Source organism: Pseudokineococcus marinus, assembly GCF_013004605.1.
GTDB classification, from domain to species: domain Bacteria; phylum Actinomycetota; class Actinomycetes; order Actinomycetales; family Quadrisphaeraceae; genus Pseudokineococcus; species Pseudokineococcus marinus.
Map to the genome: position 1 here is coordinate 1 of NZ_JABEMA010000040.1, position 16,102 is coordinate 16,102.

A 16,102-nucleotide genomic window follows, 5' to 3' on the forward strand; every position below is an offset into this window, starting at 1 on the left:
GCCCTGCGGCGTCACCGCCGGCCGACCCCTGCTGACGCGCCCCGGGCGGCCCCTCGCGGCCACGGGGGCCACGCCTGCGGGAGCGGCCGGCCCGGGCGTGCCACGATGCGCGGTCGTGAGCACGCTCCACGACTGCCGCGAGCCCGAGGGGCGCGACGCCGGCCTGCGCCACGCCGTCGACGCCCTGCGACGGGGCGAGCTCGTCGTGCTGCCCACCGACACGGTCTACGGCGTGGCGGCGGACGCCTTCGACGCCGACGCGGTGGCCGCGCTCCTCGCCGCCAAGGGCCGGGGGCGCTCGATGCCGCCGCCCGTGCTCGTCCACGACGCCCGCTCGGTCGACGCGCTCGTCGAGCGCTCCGCGAGCCGCGCGTCCTCCTCGGTCGACGACCTCGCGGAGGCCTTCTGGCCGGGGGGCCTGACGCTCGTCTGCTGGGCGCAGGGGTCGCTGCGGTGGGACCTCGGGGACACGGGCGGCACCGTGGCCGTGCGCGTCCCCGACGACGAGCTCACCCGGACCCTGCTCGCCGAGAGCGGGCCGCTCGCCGTGAGCAGCGCCAACCTCACGGGGCGCCCGCCGGGGGAGACCGCCGCCGCCTGCCGCGACCAGCTGGGCGACGCCGTCGCCTGCTACCTCGAGGACGGCGCGCGCGACGGCGGGGTGCCCTCGACCGTCCTCGACCTCACCGGGGCCCGCCCCGAGGTGCTGCGCGAGGGCGCCGTCAGCCTCGCCGAGCTGCGCCGCGTGGTGCCCGACGTGCGCGCCCCCCGCCGCCCCGAGCCGGAGCCCCAGCCGGAGTCCCGGTCGGAGCCTCAGCCGGGTCCGGCGTCCGGGCCGGAGCGCGGGCCGCACCCGGCGGCGGAGGACGCCGGGGCCCCCGACCCGGTCGACGGCTCCGCCGACGAGCGGTGAGGGCCTACCTCCTCGTCCTCGTCACCGCGGCGGCGGTCACCTACCTGTGCACGCCGCTGGCCCGCCGCCTGGCCGAGCGCCTGGGCGCGATGTCGCCGGTGCGCGACCGCGACGTCCACAGCGTGCCGACGCCGCGCCTCGGGGGGACGGCGATGCTCGCCGGCCTCGCCGCCGCCGTCGTGCTGGGCAGCCAGCTGCCCTTCCTCGACGGCGTCTACGCCGAGTCCCGCGGGCCCTGGGCGGTCCTCGGGGCCGCCGCCCTCGTCTCCCTCCTCGGCGTCGCCGACGACGTCTGGGGCCTGGACGCCCTCGCCAAGCTGGGCGGGCAGGTGCTCGCGGCGTCCCTGCTCGCCTGGCAGGGCGTCCAGCTGCTGTCGCTGCCCGTCTTCGGCGTCACGGTCGGCTCGGGGCCGACGTTCTTCGCCCTCACCGTCGTCGCGGTGCTCGTCGCCGTCAACGCCGTGAACTTCATCGACGGGCTGGACGGGCTGGCCGCGGGCGTCATGCTCATCAGCGGGTCGGCGTTCTTCGTCTACACCTACCTGCTGAGCCAGGACGCGAGCCCGGAGGACTACTCGAACCTCGCCACGCTCGTCGTCGCGGCGCTGGTCGGCTGCTGCCTGGGCTTCCTGCCCCACAACCTCCACCCCGCACGCATCTTCATGGGCGACTCCGGCTCGATGCTCCTCGGGCTGCTGCTCGCCGCGTCGGGCGTCGCGGCGTCGGGGGTGGACCCGACGGTGGTCTCGCGGGCGCAGGTGGTGCCCGTCTTCCTGCCGATCCTCCTGCCGCTCGCCGTGCTGCTCCTGCCGCTGCTGGACCTCGTGTGGGCGGTGGTGCGCCGCCTCGCCAAGGGGCAGTCGCCCTTCACCCCCGACCGCCTCCACCTGCACCACCGGCTGCTCGACCTCGGGCACAGCCACGGCCGGGCCGTCGGCGTCATGTACGCCTGGGCGGCCGTCATCTCCTTCGGGGCGGTGTCGACCGCCTTCGTGCCCCTGCCGCTGGCCCTGCCCGCGTGGGGGGCGGCCGTCGTCGTCGTCGTGGTGGTGACGCTCCGCATCCGCCGGCGGCCGCCGAGCCCGGCGGCGGCCACGCTGGGCAGCGGGGGGCCGGGAGGCTGGTGATACCGTCCGGACCCAGGTGAGCAGCCCGGCGCACGAGCGCCCGGGACCGCCGCCGCCGCGGGCCCGAGGACGAGCGGGCGCGCCCGCCCTCGCCCACGGACGACGCGCTGGAGCCCCCGTCTTGAGCACCCACGGCAGCCCTCCCGGGGCCGTCGCCCCGCCGCCCGGGGCCTTCACCGGGATGCTGCGCGCCGCGCTCGTCCCCTCCCTCGTCGCCGGCGCCGCGTGCGCCGTGGTGGCGCTCGTGACCTCCGGCCTCGCGGGGCTGGTCGCGGCGCTGGTCGGGGTGGCGCTCGTCGTCCTCTTCTTCGGCAGCACGCTCGTCGTGCTGGGCCGCACCGCGCGGACGTCGCCGCAGCTCGTCATGGTCGTCGCCCTCGGGACCTACACGGCGAAGGTCGTGCTCCTCGCGGTCGCCTTCGTGCTCCTCGCCCGGCTGACCGACCTGCCGGGGCCGGCCCTCGGGCTCACGACGATCGTCGTCACCACCGTCTGGCTCGGGTTCGAGCTGCGGGGCTTCCTGCGGGCGCGCCACCCCGTCGTGGACGAGCCGCGCCCGGGCGCCGGGCCGGGCACCGGGCCGGGCGTCGACGGCGGGGGGAGTGGTCGGTGACGCGCCGCAGCGCTGCTAGCGTCATCCCCACCATGGCCGACGACGACAGCCGCCGACCCGCCCCCGGCACCACCGGTGCCGCCGGGGCCCCCGCGACCCCCACGAGCCCCGCCGAGCGGGCCTCGAGCGACGGTCGCGACGGCGTCTGGGGCGCCTCGTCCTACCTCGTCGCCGGCCCCCTGACCTTCGGGGCCATCGGCTTCGGCCTGGACCGCCTGCTGGGGACCTCGTTCCTGGCGCCGGTCGGCATCATCGGCGGCATCGTGCTCGCCGTCTGGTACGTGTGGTTCCGCTACGGTGTCGGGCGCGACGCGCCCGCCTCGCGCCCCGCCGGTCCGCCGGCGGGCGAGCAGCGCGCTCGCTCGAGCCACTCGCACCCCCGTACCCACGACGACGTCCGCGCGGAGGAGACGACGTGAGCCCGGCACTGCAGGTCCCTCTGCTCGCATCAGGCAGCCACGAGTTCGAGGCGCCCAGCACCGAGATCTTCTGGCAGCCGCTCTTCGGCACCGAGGGCGCGCTCGCGATCACGCGGCCGTCGATCCTCGCCCTCATCTCGGTCGTCATCGTCGTCGGGCTGCTGCTCGCCGGGACCCGGCGGCTGTCGGTCGTCCCCGGCAAGGGGCAGATGGCCGTCGAGGGCGTCTACAACCTCGTCCGCAACACGGTGGCGCGCGACATCATCGGCGAGCACCACTTCCGCCGGTACATCCCGCTGCTGTTCGCGCTCTTCGCGTTCATCTACGTCAACAACCTCTTCGGCGCCCTCCCGCCGTTCCAGTACCCGACGATGGGGCGCATCGCCTTCCCCATCGTCCTGGCGCTGCTGGTCTACGTCGTCTACCACGCGGTCGGGATCTCGCGGAAGGGCGTCGGCGGCTACCTCAAGGGCCTCGTGCCGAGCGGGCTGCCCGCCTGGATCGTGCCGGTCGTCTTCCTGCTCGAGGTCGTCACCTACTTCGTGACCCGGCCGGTGACCCTGGCCCTGCGGCTCTTCGGCAACATGTTCGCGGGCCACATCATCCTCGTGCTCTTCATCAGCGGCGCCGAGTACATGCTCATCGACGGCGGGCTGCTGCTGAAGGTCGTGTCGATCCCGACCTTCCTCATGGCCTTCCTCATGACGCTGTTCGAGCTGCTCGTGCAGTTCCTGCAGGCCTACGTCTTCGTGCTGCTGTCCGCGACGTACATCGCGGACGCCTACGCCGAGGAGCACTGAGCGCGCCCCGCGCGCCCCACAGACCGCACCACCCGCTGGAGAGCCCCACCGCCAGCAGCACCACCGCACCACCACGGACCACCCGGGCGCACACCGCGTCGCGGCACCACGGAAGGAAGTTGGAGAGGACCATGACCGGAGACCTCGCGATCGTCGGCTACGGCCTGTCGGCCATCGGCCCCGGCGTCGGGATCGGCCTGATCTTCGCCGCCTACATCAACGGCGTCGCCCGCCAGCCCGAGGCCCGCGGCATGCTGCAGAGCATCGCCATCCTCGGCTTCGCCCTCGCCGAGGCGCTGGCCATCTTCGGCATCGCCCTGGCGTTCGTCTTCGCAGGCAACTGACCGAGCCCAGCTCGCCACCCATCCCGCACCGGGCTCAGGAGGAGCAGTGAACCTCGCCGCCACCGCGGTGCTCGCCACGGCGGAGTCCGACCCGCCCGGCGACCCGCTCTACCCGATCCTCCCGCACCTCGGGGAGCTGATCTTCGGGATCATCGCCTTCGCGATCGTCCTCTTCGTCGTCGCGAAGAAGGTCGTGCCGCGCCTCGAGGAGGTCTACGCGGAGCGCCGCGCGGCCATCGAGGGCGGCGTCGAGAAGGCCGAGCGGGCTCAGGAGGAGGCCGAGCGCACCCTCGCCGAGTACAAGCAGCAGCTCGCGGACGCCCGCGAGGAGGCCGGCCGCATCCGCGAGGAGGCGCGCGCCCAGGGCGCGCAGATCCTCGAGGAGATGCGCCAGCGGGCCGAGGCCGAGGCGCAGCGCGTCACGGAGTCGGCCCAGCGCCAGATCGCCTCCGAGCGCCAGCAGGCCGCCCTCTCGCTGCGCACCGAGGTCGGCGGCCTGGCCACCGAGCTCGCCTCGCGCATCGTCGGGGAGTCCCTGCACGACGAGGCGCGCCAGTCGCGCGTCGTCGACCGCTTCCTCGAGGACCTCGAGCGCGGCGAGCACGCCGGCGGCGCCCACGCCGCCGCGCGCAGCGGCCAGGACTCCTGATGCGCGGGGCGAGCCGCACCTCGCTCGGTGCGGTCACCGACGACGTCCGCCCGGTGCTGGAGGGCGCGCGGGGCACCGACCTCGGCGAGCAGCTGTTCGGCGTCGTCGACGTGCTCGACTCCTCGGGCCCGCTCCGGCGGGCGCTGACGGACCCGGCGCGCGAGGCGTCGGACCGCACGGCGCTCGCCGAGCGGCTCCTCGCCGGCCGGGTCGGCGACGAGGCGATGGACGTCGTCCGCCGGCTCGTCGGCGGCCGCTGGTCGGCGTCGCGCGACCTGCCCGACGCCGTCGAGCAGCTCGCCGTCCTCGCCACCGTGTCGGGGGCCTCGCAGGCCGACGACTCCGGTGACGGTGTCGACCGCGTCGAGGAGGAGCTGTTCCGCGTCGAGCGGCTGCTCTCCGGCGACCGCGCGCTGCGGGCGGCGGTCGCCGACCGCTACGCGCCGGACGACGCGCGGACCGGCCTCCTCGAGCGCCTCCTCGGCGACAAGGTCGCGCCGGGCACCCTCCTGCTGGTGCGCCGGGCCGCCGTCCGCTCGCGCGGGCTGACGCCCGAGCGCGCGCTCTCGCACTACGGGGAGCTGGCGGCCGAGTGGCGCCGACGCGTCGTGGCGCTCGTCACGACCGCCGTCCCGCTGCGCGACGACCAGCGCCAGCGGCTGGTCGACCTCCTCAGCCGCCAGTACGGCCGGGCGGTCCACGTCGACTCGGCCGTGGACCCGGGCGTCGTCGGCGGCGTCCGCCTCGAGGTGGGCGGCGAGCTCGTCGACAGCACCGTCTCCTCGCGCCTCGACGAGACCCGGCGTCGCCTCGCCCGCTGAGGCGGGGGACGATCGGGGGACCAGCAGCACCAGCACCACGAGCAGCACCCGCGGGGCCGCCGGCGCCGCGCCGAGCACCAGCCGCTGCGGCGGCCCGAGCGACCCGAGCCACACGAGAAGGAGCACCCCCATGGCGGAGCTGACGATCCGGCCCGAGGAGATCCGCGACGCGCTGGACTCCTTCGTCCAGTCCTTCGACCCCTCCGGCGTCGACCGCGAGGAGGTCGGGCGCGTCACCGAGACCGCGGACGGCATCGCCCGCGTCGAGGGCCTGCCCAGCGCGATGGCCAACGAGCTGCTGCGCTTCGAGGACGGCACCCTCGGCCTGGCGCTCAACCTCGACGTCCGCGAGATCGGCGTCGTCATCCTCGGCGACTTCAGCGGCATCGAGGAGGGCCAGGCCGTGCACCGCACGCGCGAGGTCCTCTCGGTGCCGGTGGGCGACGCCTACCTCGGTCGCGTCGTCGACCCGCTGGGCAACCCGATCGACGGCCAGGGCGAGATCGAGGCGGAGACCCGTCGCGCGCTCGAGCTCCAGGCGCCCACGGTCGTCCAGCGCAAGTCGGTGCACGAGCCCCTGCAGACGGGGATCAAGGCCATCGACGCCATGACGCCGATCGGCCGCGGCCAGCGCCAGCTCATCATCGGCGACCGCCAGACCGGGAAGTCCGCGGTGGCGCTCGACACGATCATCAACCAGCGCGCCAACTGGGAGTCGGGCGACCCGACCAAGCAGGTCCGCTGCGTCTACGTCGCCATCGGCCAGAAGGGCTCGACCATCCAGGCGGTGCGCGGCTCGCTCGAGGCCGCCGGCGCCATGGAGTACACGACGATCGTCGCGGCCCCGGCCTCCGACCCGGCGGGCTTCAAGTACATCGCCCCCTACACCGGCTCGGCCATCGGCCAGCACTGGATGTACGCGGGCAAGCACGTCCTCATCGTCTTCGACGACCTGTCCAAGCAGGCCGACGCCTACCGCGCCGTCTCGCTGCTGCTGCGCCGACCGCCGGGCCGCGAGGCCTACCCGGGCGACGTCTTCTACCTGCACTCCCGGCTGCTCGAGCGCTGCGCGAAGCTCAGCGACGAGATGGGCGGCGGCTCGATGACCGGCCTTCCGATCATCGAGACCAAGGGCAACGACGTCTCGGCGTTCATCCCCACCAACGTCATCTCCATCACCGACGGCCAGATCTTCCTGGAGTCGGACCTCTTCAACGCCAACCAGCGCCCGGCGGTCAACGTCGGCGTCTCGGTGAGCCGGGTCGGCGGCGACGCCCAGACCAAGGCCGTGAAGAAGGTCTCCGGCACGCTGAAGATCGACCTGGCGCAGTTCCGCTCCCTCGAGGCCTTCGCGATGTTCGCCTCGGACCTCGACGCGGCGTCCCGGCAGCAGCTGGGCCGCGGCCAGCGCCTCATGGAGCTGCTCAAGCAGCCCCAGTTCTCCCCGTACCCCTTCGAGGAGGAGGCCGTGTCCATCTGGATGGGCACCAAGGGCGTGCTGGACGACGTCCCGGTGGAGGACGTGCGCCGCTTCGAGTCCGAGGTGCTCGAGATGCTGCGCGGCGGGGACGTGCTGCGCACCATTCGCGAGACGGGCCGGCTCGAGGACGACACGACGGACGAGCTCGAGCGCCAGGTCCGCGACTTCAAGAAGGGCTTCCGCCCGACGTCGGACGCGCCCGTCGAGGCCGAGGACGTCGAGGCGAGCGACGCCGACGAGGAGTCGCAGGAGCAGATCGTCCGCCAGAAGCGCTGAGGCGCGCCTCCCGGCGGCCCCGTGAGGGGCCGCCGGGGACGGCCCGTCCGCCCCGGGGCGCCGCGCGCGACGCCGGGACGGGCACCACCCACCACGCAGGAGGAGCAGGACCGTGGCAGGCCAGCAGAGGGTCTACAAGCAGCGGATCGGGTCGACGAAGTCGATGCAGCAGATCTTCCGCGCCATGGAGCTCATCGCCACGTCCCGCATCGCGCGGGCGCGGCAGGCGGTGACGGCGTCGACCCCGTACGCCCGGGCCATCACGCGGGCGGTGTCGGCGGTGGCGACCTACTCCGACGCCGACCACCCGCTGACGACCGAGCGCGCCGAGGTGCGCCGCTCCGCCGTCGTCGTCGTGACGAGCGACCGCGGCATGGCGGGGGCCTACTCGGCGAGCGTGCTGCGCGAGGCGGAGCGCCTCGTCGCGCGGCTGCGCGAGGAGGGCCGCGAGCCCGTCCTCTACGTCGTGGGGCGCAAGGGCGTGGCCTACTACCGGTTCCGTCGGCGCGACCTCGCGGGGCAGTGGAGCGGCTTCTCCGAGTCTCCGACGTACGACGACGCCCGCCAGATCGGCGAGGAGCTCGTCGAGCAGTTCGTCCGCAGCTCGCAGCCGGAGGACGGGGGCGAGCCCGGCGTCGACGAGATCCACGTCGTCTCCACGGCCTTCGTCAGCATGGTGACCCAGACGCCGCAGGTGAACCGCCTGCTCCCGCTGGAGGTCGTCGAGGGGGTGGAGCCGCCGAGCTCGGACGAGCTCCTGCCGCTCTACGAGTTCGAGCCGTCGGGGGAGCAGGTGCTCGACGCCCTCCTGCCCCGCTACATCACGAGCCGCCTGCACAACGCGCTGCTGCAGGCCGCGGCCAGCGAGCACGCGGCCCGCCAGCGCGCCATGAAGACGGCCGGCGACAACGCCGAGGACCTCGTGAAGATGTACACGCGCCTCGCCAACCAGGCCCGGCAGGCGGAGATCACCCAGGAGATCACGGAGATCGTGGGCGGCGCCGACGCGCTGGCCGCGTCCTCCAGCTCGTGACGCCCCGCCCCCAGCACCCGCATCCGCCCGGCCCCCCGGGCGCCACCGGCACGGCCGAAGGAGAGCACCGCACATGACCGCCACCGCCACCGAGACCCCGTCCACGAGCGGCGCGGCCGCCACCGGGCGCGTCAGCCGCGTCATCGGGCCCGTCGTCGACGTCGAGTTCCCCCCGGACGGCGTCCCCGAGATCAACAACGCCCTGACGATCTCCTACGACCTCATGGGCACGCAGACGTCCATGACGCTCGAGGTGGCCCAGCACCTCGGTGACGGGCTCGTGCGCGCCATCGCGCTCAAGCCCTCCGACGGCCTGGTCCGCGGCACGGAGGTGCAGGACACCGGCAGCCCCATCACGGTGCCGGTCGGCGACGTCACCCTCGGCCACGTCTTCGACGTCACGGGCAACGTCCTCAACCTCGAGGAGGGCGAGCGCCTCGAGATCACCGAGCGCTGGCCGATCCACCGCCAGGCGCCCGCCTTCGACCAGCTCGAGTCGAAGACGCAGATGTTCGAGACGGGCATCAAGTCGATCGACCTCCTCACCCCCTACGTGCAGGGCGGGAAGATCGGCCTCTTCGGCGGTGCGGGGGTCGGCAAGACCGTCCTCATCCAGGAGATGATCCAGCGCGTCGCCCAGAACCACGGCGGTGTGTCGGTCTTCGCCGGGGTCGGCGAGCGGACCCGCGAGGGCAACGACCTCATCGGGGAGATGGCCGAGGCCGGCGTCTTCGACAAGACGGCCCTCGTCTTCGGCCAGATGGACGAGCCGCCGGGCACCCGCCTGCGCGTCGCCCTGTCCGCGCTGACGATGGCGGAGTACTTCCGCGACGTGCAGAACCAGGACGTCCTGCTCTTCATCGACAACATCTTCCGCTTCACCCAGGCGGGCTCCGAGGTGTCGACCCTCCTGGGCCGCATGCCCTCGGCGGTCGGCTACCAGCCGAACCTCGCCGACGAGATGGGCGTGCTCCAGGAGCGCATCACCTCCACGCGGGGCCACTCGATCACCTCGCTGCAGGCGATCTACGTGCCGGCCGACGACTACACCGACCCGGCCCCGGCCACGACGTTCGCGCACCTCGACGCGACGACGGAGCTGTCCCGCGAGATCGCCTCGCGCGGCCTGTACCCGGCCATCGACCCGCTGACCTCGACGTCGCGGATCCTCGACCCGCAGTACATCTCGCGCGAGCACTACGAGACGGCGACCGCGGTCAAGCAGATCCTCCAGCGCAACAAGGAGCTGCAGGACATCATCGCCATCCTCGGCGTCGACGAGCTCTCCGAGGACGACAAGGTCATCGTCAACCGCGCCCGCCGCATCCAGCAGTTCCTCTCCCAGAACACCTACATGGCGGAGAAGTTCACGGGCGTCGAGGGCTCCACGGTGCCGCTGGACGAGACGGTCGAGTCCTTCAAGCGGATCACCGAGGGCAAGTACGACCAGGTGGCCGAGCAGGCGTTCTTCAACGTCGGCGGCATCGAGGACGTCGAGCGCAACTGGGACCGCATCCAGAAGGAGACCGGCGCCTGATGGCCGACCTCCACGTCGAGCTCGTCTCCGCCGAGCGCCAGGTCTGGGCGGGAGGCGCCTCGCGCCTGAGCGTGCGCACCGTCGAGGGCGAGATCGGCGTCCTGCCGGGCCACGAGCCGATCCTCGCCGTGCTCGCCGACGGCGAGGTCCGCATCGAGGCCACGGCGGGCGAATCGATGAGGGTCCGCATCGGCGGTGGCTTCCTGTCCGTCGACCACGACCGCGCCGTCGTCGTGGCCGAGGACGTCGACCTCGAGGGAGCCGCGGGCTCCGCCAGCCGCTGAGGACGGGGCGGGCGGCGGCGTGGACTCGGTGCTGCTGCCGCTCGAGCTCGCCCTCGCCGTCCTCGTCCTCGTGGCCGTGGGCGTGCTGCTCGTCTCGCTGAGGCGCCGGGTGATCACCCGGCGCCTCGGCGCGTTCGACTGCTCCGCGCGCCGCGACGGCGGGCGCTGGGTCCTCGGCGTCGCCGGCTTCCGACGCGACGACATGGCCTGGTACCGCGTCTTCGGCGTGGACGTCGGCGGCGGGCGCACCTGGGACCGCCGCGAGATGGAGGTCCTGCGCCGCCGCCGCCCCGAGGGCGCCGAGGCCTTCGCCGTGCTGCCCGACGCCGTCGTCGTCGAGTGCCGGCACCGCGAGGAGCGCCTCGAGCTCGCCATGAGCGAGGAGGCCTACACCGGCTTCGCCTCCTGGCTCGAGAGCTCGCCCCCCGGGTACCGCGCCGACGTCGCCTGAGGGCGGCCCGGGGCGAGCCGGCCGGGGGAGCGCGGCCGGCGGCGCAGGGCGGCTGTCGGGCCCCGCGCGTAGGGTCGCGAGCATGACGACGACCGACACGGGCGCTCCGTCGACGCCCGCACCGGCGGGCCACCCCCGCCCGCAGGACGACCTCTTCCGCGCCGTCAACGGCGACTGGCTGGAGAGTGCCCGCATCGCCCCCGACCGGTCGGTGGCCGGCGTCTTCGTCGACCTGCGCGACGACGCCGAGGCCGCGGTCCGCGCCATCTGCGAGCGCGCCGCGGCGGGCGGGGGCTCGGGCGCCGAGGAGCGCCTCGTGGGCGACCTGTACGCCAGCTTCGTCGACGAGGACGCCGTCGAGGCGGCCGGGACGGCGCCGCTCGCCGACGCCCTGGCGCGCGTGGTCGCCGTCGAGGACGTCGAGGGCTTCTGGCGGCTGCTCGGGCAGCTGGACCGCGAGGGCTCCGGCGGCCTCGTCGGGCTGTCGGTCGACACCGACCTCGGCGACCCGGACCGGTACCTGCCCTACCTCGGCCAGGGCGGCCTCGGCCTGCCCGACGAGGCCTACTACCGCGAGAAGCAGCACGCGGAGGTCCTCGCGGCCTACGGCCCCCACGTCACCGCGATGCTGCGGCTCGCGGGCGTCGAGGAGCCCGAGCGCCACGCCGAGGAGGTGCTCGCGCTCGAGACCGAGCTGGCCGGCGCCCACTGGGACCGCGTCCGCCGCCGCGACGTCCAGCAGATGTACAACCTCGTCGACCGGGCCGGCCTCGAGGCGCTGGCCCCCGGTCTGGCGTGGGACGCCTGGCTCGAGGGGCTGGGGGCGCCCGCGTCCCTGCTCGACGAGGTCGTCGTCGCGCAGCCCTCCTTCGTCGAGGCGCTCGGCGGCCTCGTCGTCGCCGACCGCCTCCCCGCCTGGCGGGCCTGGCTCACCTGGCGGGTCGTCCACGCCGCCGCGCCCTACCTCCCCGCCGCCTTCGTCGAGGAGTCCTTCGCCTTCTACGGCCGCCGGCTCTCCGGCACCGAGCAGATGCGCGAGCGCTGGAAGCGCGGCGTCGCCCTCGTCGAGGGCGGCGTCGGCGAGGCCGTCGGCCAGGTCTACGTGCGCGAGCACTTCCCGCCCGACGCGAAGGCGCAGGTGCAGCTCCTCGTCGACCGGCTCGTCGAGGCCTACGCCCAGGAGATCTCGGGCCTCTCCTGGATGACGCAGGAGACCCGCGACCGCGCCCTCGAGAAGCTCCGGCTCTTCACCCCCAAGGTCGGCTACCCCGACCGGTGGAAGAGCTACGACGGCCTCGAGGTCGACCGCGCCGACCTCCTCGGCAACGTCCGCCGCGTCAGCGCCCACGAGACCGACCGCGAGCTCGCCAAGGTCGGCCGCCCCGTCGACCGCGACGAGTGGTTCATGACGCCGCAGACCGTCAACGCCTACTTCAACCCCGGCATGAACGAGATCGTCTTCCCCGCGGCCATCCTCCAGCCGCCCTTCTTCGACCCCGCCGCCGGCGACCCCGCCAACTACGGCGCCATCGGCGCCGTCATCGGCCACGAGATCGGCCACGGCTTCGACGACCAGGGCTCCCGCTTCGACGGCCGGGGCCAGCTCCGCGACTGGTGGACCGAGGAGGACCGCACCGCCTTCGACGCCCTCACCCAGCGGCTCGTCGCCCAGTACGACGTCCTCGAGCCCGAGCAGACCCCCGGCCGCACCGTCAGCGGCGCCCTCACCGTCGGCGAGAACATCGGTGACCTCGGCGGCCTCGGCATCGCCCTCGTCGCCCTCCGCCTCGCCCAGGCCGCCGACGGCCGCGACACCACCACCGACGACGTCCGCGCCGCCCTCACCTCCTGGGCCACCGCCTGGCGCTCCGTCGCCCGCCCCGAGGAGCGCCTGCGCCGCCTCGCGACCGACCCCCACTCCCCGGAGGAGTTCCGCTGCAACCAGGTGGCCCGCAACCTCGACGAGTTCCACACCGCCTTCGCGACGGGGCCGGGGGACGGCATGTGGATGGAGCCGGCCGACCGGGTGCGCATCTGGTGAGGTGACGTCCGGGCGTCGGTGCCCCCGGCTGGGACGGGGCGCCGCGGCTGGTCGCCGGGCACTGCCGACGCGCTCGGTCGGGGCTCGCGCCCCGACCTCGCTGCTCGGCTGACGTGCCCGGCGACCACCCGCGCCGCCCCTGTCCGGGCGTCACCCGATCGCCCGGCCGTCCTCTCACCGCCTGGGCACTGGTCGCCCGTCGGGGTGTCTGGGGCGCTGCGCGCCCCCTCAGCGGTCGGTGTGGGTGCCGCCGGGTCGCCAGAGGACGTCGCCGTCGCCGCCGAGGTCGGGGGAGTTGGCGGCGCGGGCCAGGACGAAGAGCAGGTCCGAGAGGCGGTTGAGGTAGCGGGCCGTCAGGGGGTTGACGCCGCCCTCCGTCGTGCCGTGGGCTGCGATCGCCGCCCACACCGAGCGCTCCGCGCGGCGGGCGACCGTGCGGGCCAGGTGCAGGTGCGCGGCGGCGGGCGTGCCGCCCGCCAGCACGAAGCTCGTCAGGGGCGGCAGCGCCTCGGTGAGCACGTCGATCTCGCGCTCCAGGTCGCCGATCCACGGCTCCTGCACGCGCAGCGGCGTGTGCTCCACGCGCGCGCCCACCGGCAGGCACAGGTCGGCGCCCACGTCGAAGAGGTCGTTCTGGACGCGCCGGACGACGGAGCGCACGCGCTCCAGCACGGCTCCCGGGTCAGCGCCGCGTCCCGGGGTCGACGGGTCGGACGGCCCCTGCTCCTGCGGCTCCGCCCCGTCCGGCGCCCGCTCGCCCGGCTCCTGCTCGCCCGGCTCCTGCTCGCCGGGCCCGTCCGACGCCGTCTCGCCCGTCACGGCAGCGGCCGGGGGAGCGGTGGCGGGCAGCGCCGCGAGGACGAGGCCCAGGGCGGCGCCCGTCTCGTCGACGTCCGCGTAGGCCACCAGCCGCGGGTCCGTCTTCGACGTCCGCGAGAAGTCGCCCAGGCCCGTCGTGCCGTCGTCGCCCGTCCCGGTCCAGATCCTCGTCAGCCGCACCGCCATGCGCGCAGCGTCGCAGAGGACCCGGGAGCGCGCCGCTCCGCCCCGTGGGCGGGGGGAGGGGCGGCCGGCGGTGCGTAGGCTCGCCCGCCGTGGAACGCATCGTGGTGACCGGCGGCGCCGTCCTCGAGGGGGAGGTCGAGGTGCCGGGCGCGAAGAACAGCGTCCTCAAGCTCATGGCCGCGAGCCTCCTCGCCGAGGGGCGCACGGTGCTCCGCGACGTCCCCGGCATCGTCGACGTCCGGATCATGGCCGAGCTGCTGCGCCGCCTCGGCTGCGTCGTCGAGCACGACGCCGCGGCGCGCACCTGCGCGATCGACGTGCCCGCCGAGGTCGGCCACCGCGCCGACTACGAGCTGGTCCGGGCCATGCGCGCGTCCATCAGCGTGCTCGGCCCGCTGACGGCCCGCGTCGGGCGCGCGGACGTCGCCGTCCCCGGGGGCGACGCCATCGGCTCGCGCGGCCTCGACCTCCACGTCGAGGGGCTGCGCGCGATGGGCGCCGACGTCCACGTCGACCACGGGTACCTCGTCACCGAGGCGCCGGCGGGAGGCCTGCGGGGCGCCGAGGTGGCGCTCGCCTTCCCGAGCGTGGGCGCCACCGAGAACCTCCTCATGGCGGCCGTGCTGGCGCGCGGGCGCACGGTGCTCTCCGGGGTCGCGCGGGAGCCCGAGATCGACGACCTCGTCGACCTCCTCCTCGCGATGGGCGCTCGCATCAGCGGGCGCGGCGGCTCCGAGCTCGTCGTCGACGGCGTCGACGCGCTCTCGCCCGCCGAGCACGCCGTCGTGCCCGACCGCGTGGTCGCCGGCACCTGGGCCTACGCCGCGGCCATCACCGGCGGTCGCGTGCACGTGCGCGGCGCCCGGCCCGAGCACCTCGTCATGGCCCTCGACAAGCTCCGCGAGGCCGGCGCCGAGGTCGAGCCGACGGGCACCGGGATCCTCGTCCAGGGCCCGGACCGCCCCCGGCCGGTCGACGTCGCCACGCTGCCCTACCCCGGCTTCCCCACCGACCTGCAGCCCTTCGCCCTGGCGCTCGCAGCCGTCGCGGACGGCAGCTGCGTCGTCACCGAGAACCTCTTCGAGGCGCGCTTCCGGTTCGCCCACGAGCTCGAGCGCCTCGGCGCCGACCTCGTCGTCGACGGCCACCACGTGCTCGTGCGCGGTCGTCCGGGGCTGTCCGCCGCCCCCGTGGAGGCCAGCGACATCCGCGCCGGGGCGGCCCTCGTCGTCGCCGCCCTGCGCGCCGAGGGCACGACGGCCGTCCACGGCGTCGGGCACGTCGACCGCGGCTACGAGGACGTCGTCGCCGCCCTGCGCGGGCTCGGGGCCGACGTGCGCCGCGAGGTCGTCGAGCCGGCCGAGGCCCTGCTGCCCGTCGACTGAGCCCGCCCGCCCGGGCGGGCGGCACCGGGTCGGCGGGTCAGAGGGTCAGCGGCGCAGGATGGCCCGCGCCACCTCCTGGTCGCGGGGGAAGACGAGCACGCGCGGGCCGTCGGTCGTCGGGGCGAGCGTGGCCCGCAGGCCCTCGCGCTCGAGCTTCTGCCGCAGCACCTCGGCCTCGACGAAGGTCGCCGGCTCCGCGACGGGCACGAGCAGCCCGTAGTCGGTGGGCGCGCCGCTGCGCGCGCGGCCCGGCACGAGCGAGGAGCCGCGCGCCCACGTCCACCGGAGCAGCAGCGCGAGGACCCCCACGACGCAGAAGGCGACGAGGGGGCCGAAGAGGAAGGAGTAGCTGCCCCACTGCGGCACGCCCCGAGTGTGCGCCCCCGGTGGGGCGACGGCGCACCCGGCCCCGGGCGACGGACCGGCTGCGGCGTGGCGACCGCACCGGTACGCACGTACCAATGCTCCGGTACGGTCGTCCCACCGGGTGCCGGAGAGCGGCGCCCCCGACGTCGGGAGCACCTCGTGGCCTGGGTCCTCGTCATCGCCGCCGGTCTGCTCGAGACCGTCTTCGCCGTCGCCCTCAAGCTCTCCGACGGCTTCAGCCGACCGGTGTGGACCGTCACCTTCGTCGTGGCCGCGGTCGGGAGCTTCACGCTGCTCTCCCGCGCCCTGGCGGACCTGCCGGTCGGCACCGCCTACGCGGTTTGGGTGGGCATCGGCGCGGTGGGGACGGCGGTCGTCGGCATGGCGGTGCTCGGCGACCCGGTGACGACCGGCCGGCTCCTCAGCCTGCTGCTCGTCGTCGCCGGGGTCGTCGGGCTGCAGCTCACCTCCGGCGGGTCGGCGCACTGATGGCCGCGGCCGCGGGGGAGGGGCCCGGGCCGTCGTCGGGCGCCCCGCGGGGGGCGGCGCGCCGCGCGG

Annotated in this window: 18 protein-coding genes; 16 read left to right on the forward strand and 2 right to left on the reverse strand. The window is 75.0% G+C overall.

Annotated features, from left to right (window positions below; all coding sequences use genetic code 11):
- The first annotated feature begins 115 nt into the window (after positions 1-115).
- From HLB09_RS04795 to HLB09_RS04860, 14 genes are all read left to right on the forward strand, one after another.
- On the forward strand, positions 116-913 hold the full coding sequence (locus HLB09_RS04795; protein ID WP_212770562.1) for an L-threonylcarbamoyladenylate synthase: 798 nt from the start codon (positions 116-118) through the stop codon (positions 911-913).
- Positions 910-2,040 carry a glycosyltransferase family 4 protein gene (locus tag HLB09_RS04800; protein ID WP_171202269.1) on the forward strand — a complete coding sequence of 377 codons (1,131 nt, stop codon included), beginning with the start codon at positions 910-912 and terminating at the stop codon, positions 2,038-2,040. The genes HLB09_RS04795 and HLB09_RS04800 overlap by 4 nt, the downstream gene beginning before the upstream one ends.
- Before the next feature lie 121 nt (positions 2,041-2,161).
- Positions 2,162-2,653: a hypothetical protein gene (locus HLB09_RS04805; protein ID WP_171202270.1), complete on the forward strand. Its 492-nt coding sequence runs from the start codon at positions 2,162-2,164 to the stop codon at positions 2,651-2,653.
- Positions 2,654-2,685: 32 nt separating this feature from the next.
- On the forward strand, positions 2,686-3,072 hold the full coding sequence (locus HLB09_RS04810; RefSeq protein WP_171202268.1) for an AtpZ/AtpI family protein: 387 nt from the start codon (positions 2,686-2,688) through the stop codon (positions 3,070-3,072).
- Positions 3,069-3,872 carry a F0F1 ATP synthase subunit A gene (gene atpB / locus HLB09_RS04815; RefSeq protein WP_322790033.1) on the forward strand — a complete coding sequence of 268 codons (804 nt, stop codon included), beginning with the start codon at positions 3,069-3,071 and terminating at the stop codon, positions 3,870-3,872. Before HLB09_RS04810 ends, atpB begins: the two co-directional genes overlap by 4 nt.
- A gap of 131 nt (positions 3,873-4,003) precedes the next feature.
- Positions 4,004-4,216 (forward strand): ATP synthase F0 subunit C, encoded by a 213-nt coding sequence (gene atpE, locus HLB09_RS04820; protein WP_171202271.1) that lies wholly within the window; start codon positions 4,004-4,006, stop codon positions 4,214-4,216.
- A gap of 46 nt (positions 4,217-4,262) precedes the next feature.
- The gene (locus HLB09_RS04825) at positions 4,263-4,865 is read left to right on the forward strand and encodes a F0F1 ATP synthase subunit B (RefSeq protein WP_322790034.1); all 603 of its coding nucleotides are present in this window, start codon (positions 4,263-4,265) and stop codon (positions 4,863-4,865) included.
- A complete protein-coding gene (locus tag HLB09_RS04830; protein WP_171202272.1) occupies positions 4,865-5,686 on the forward strand; it encodes a F0F1 ATP synthase subunit delta in 822 nt (273 codons plus the stop codon). Before HLB09_RS04825 ends, HLB09_RS04830 begins: the two co-directional genes overlap by 1 nt.
- A 130-nt stretch (positions 5,687-5,816) precedes the next feature.
- Positions 5,817-7,442, forward strand: a complete 1,626-nt coding sequence (gene atpA, locus HLB09_RS04835) for a F0F1 ATP synthase subunit alpha (RefSeq protein WP_171202273.1) — start codon at positions 5,817-5,819, stop codon at positions 7,440-7,442.
- 112 nt (positions 7,443-7,554) lie between these two features.
- Complete coding sequence (locus HLB09_RS04840) at positions 7,555-8,475, forward strand: F0F1 ATP synthase subunit gamma (protein ID WP_171202274.1); 921 nt, start codon at positions 7,555-7,557, stop codon at positions 8,473-8,475.
- A 73-nt stretch (positions 8,476-8,548) separates the two neighbouring features.
- The gene (atpD, locus tag HLB09_RS04845) at positions 8,549-10,012 is read left to right on the forward strand and encodes a F0F1 ATP synthase subunit beta (protein ID WP_171202275.1); all 1,464 of its coding nucleotides are present in this window, start codon (positions 8,549-8,551) and stop codon (positions 10,010-10,012) included.
- Positions 10,012-10,296 carry a F0F1 ATP synthase subunit epsilon gene (locus HLB09_RS04850; protein ID WP_171202276.1) on the forward strand — a complete coding sequence of 95 codons (285 nt, stop codon included), beginning with the start codon at positions 10,012-10,014 and terminating at the stop codon, positions 10,294-10,296. Before atpD ends, HLB09_RS04850 begins: the two co-directional genes overlap by 1 nt.
- A 19-nt stretch (positions 10,297-10,315) precedes the next feature.
- A complete protein-coding gene (locus HLB09_RS04855) occupies positions 10,316-10,747 on the forward strand; it encodes a DUF2550 domain-containing protein (RefSeq protein WP_212770563.1) in 432 nt (143 codons plus the stop codon).
- Positions 10,748-10,829: 82 nt separating this feature from the next.
- Positions 10,830-12,788 (forward strand): M13 family metallopeptidase, encoded by a 1,959-nt coding sequence (locus HLB09_RS04860; RefSeq protein WP_171202277.1) that lies wholly within the window; start codon positions 10,830-10,832, stop codon positions 12,786-12,788.
- A gap of 228 nt (positions 12,789-13,016) precedes the next feature.
- Here the strand turns inward: HLB09_RS04860 and HLB09_RS04865 are convergent, their stop codons facing one another.
- Entirely contained in the window at positions 13,017-13,793 is a 777-nt protein-coding gene (locus HLB09_RS04865; RefSeq protein WP_171202278.1) for a cob(I)yrinic acid a,c-diamide adenosyltransferase, read from the reverse strand.
- Positions 13,794-13,882: 89 nt separating this feature from the next.
- Between HLB09_RS04865 and murA the strand changes: the two genes are divergently transcribed.
- A complete protein-coding gene (gene murA, locus HLB09_RS04870) occupies positions 13,883-15,178 on the forward strand; it encodes a UDP-N-acetylglucosamine 1-carboxyvinyltransferase (protein WP_171202279.1) in 1,296 nt (431 codons plus the stop codon).
- 45 nt (positions 15,179-15,223) lie between these two features.
- On the opposite strand, the gene HLB09_RS04875 is transcribed toward murA, so the two are convergent.
- The gene (locus tag HLB09_RS04875; protein ID WP_171202280.1) at positions 15,224-15,544 is read right to left on the reverse strand and encodes a hypothetical protein; all 321 of its coding nucleotides are present in this window, start codon (positions 15,542-15,544) and stop codon (positions 15,224-15,226) included.
- A gap of 159 nt (positions 15,545-15,703) precedes the next feature.
- Here HLB09_RS04875 and HLB09_RS19155 point away from each other — a divergent pair, with 159 nt between their 5' ends.
- Complete coding sequence (locus HLB09_RS19155) at positions 15,704-16,033, forward strand: DMT family transporter (RefSeq protein ID WP_171202281.1); 330 nt, start codon at positions 15,704-15,706, stop codon at positions 16,031-16,033.
- The last annotated feature ends 69 nt before the right edge of the window (positions 16,034-16,102 follow it).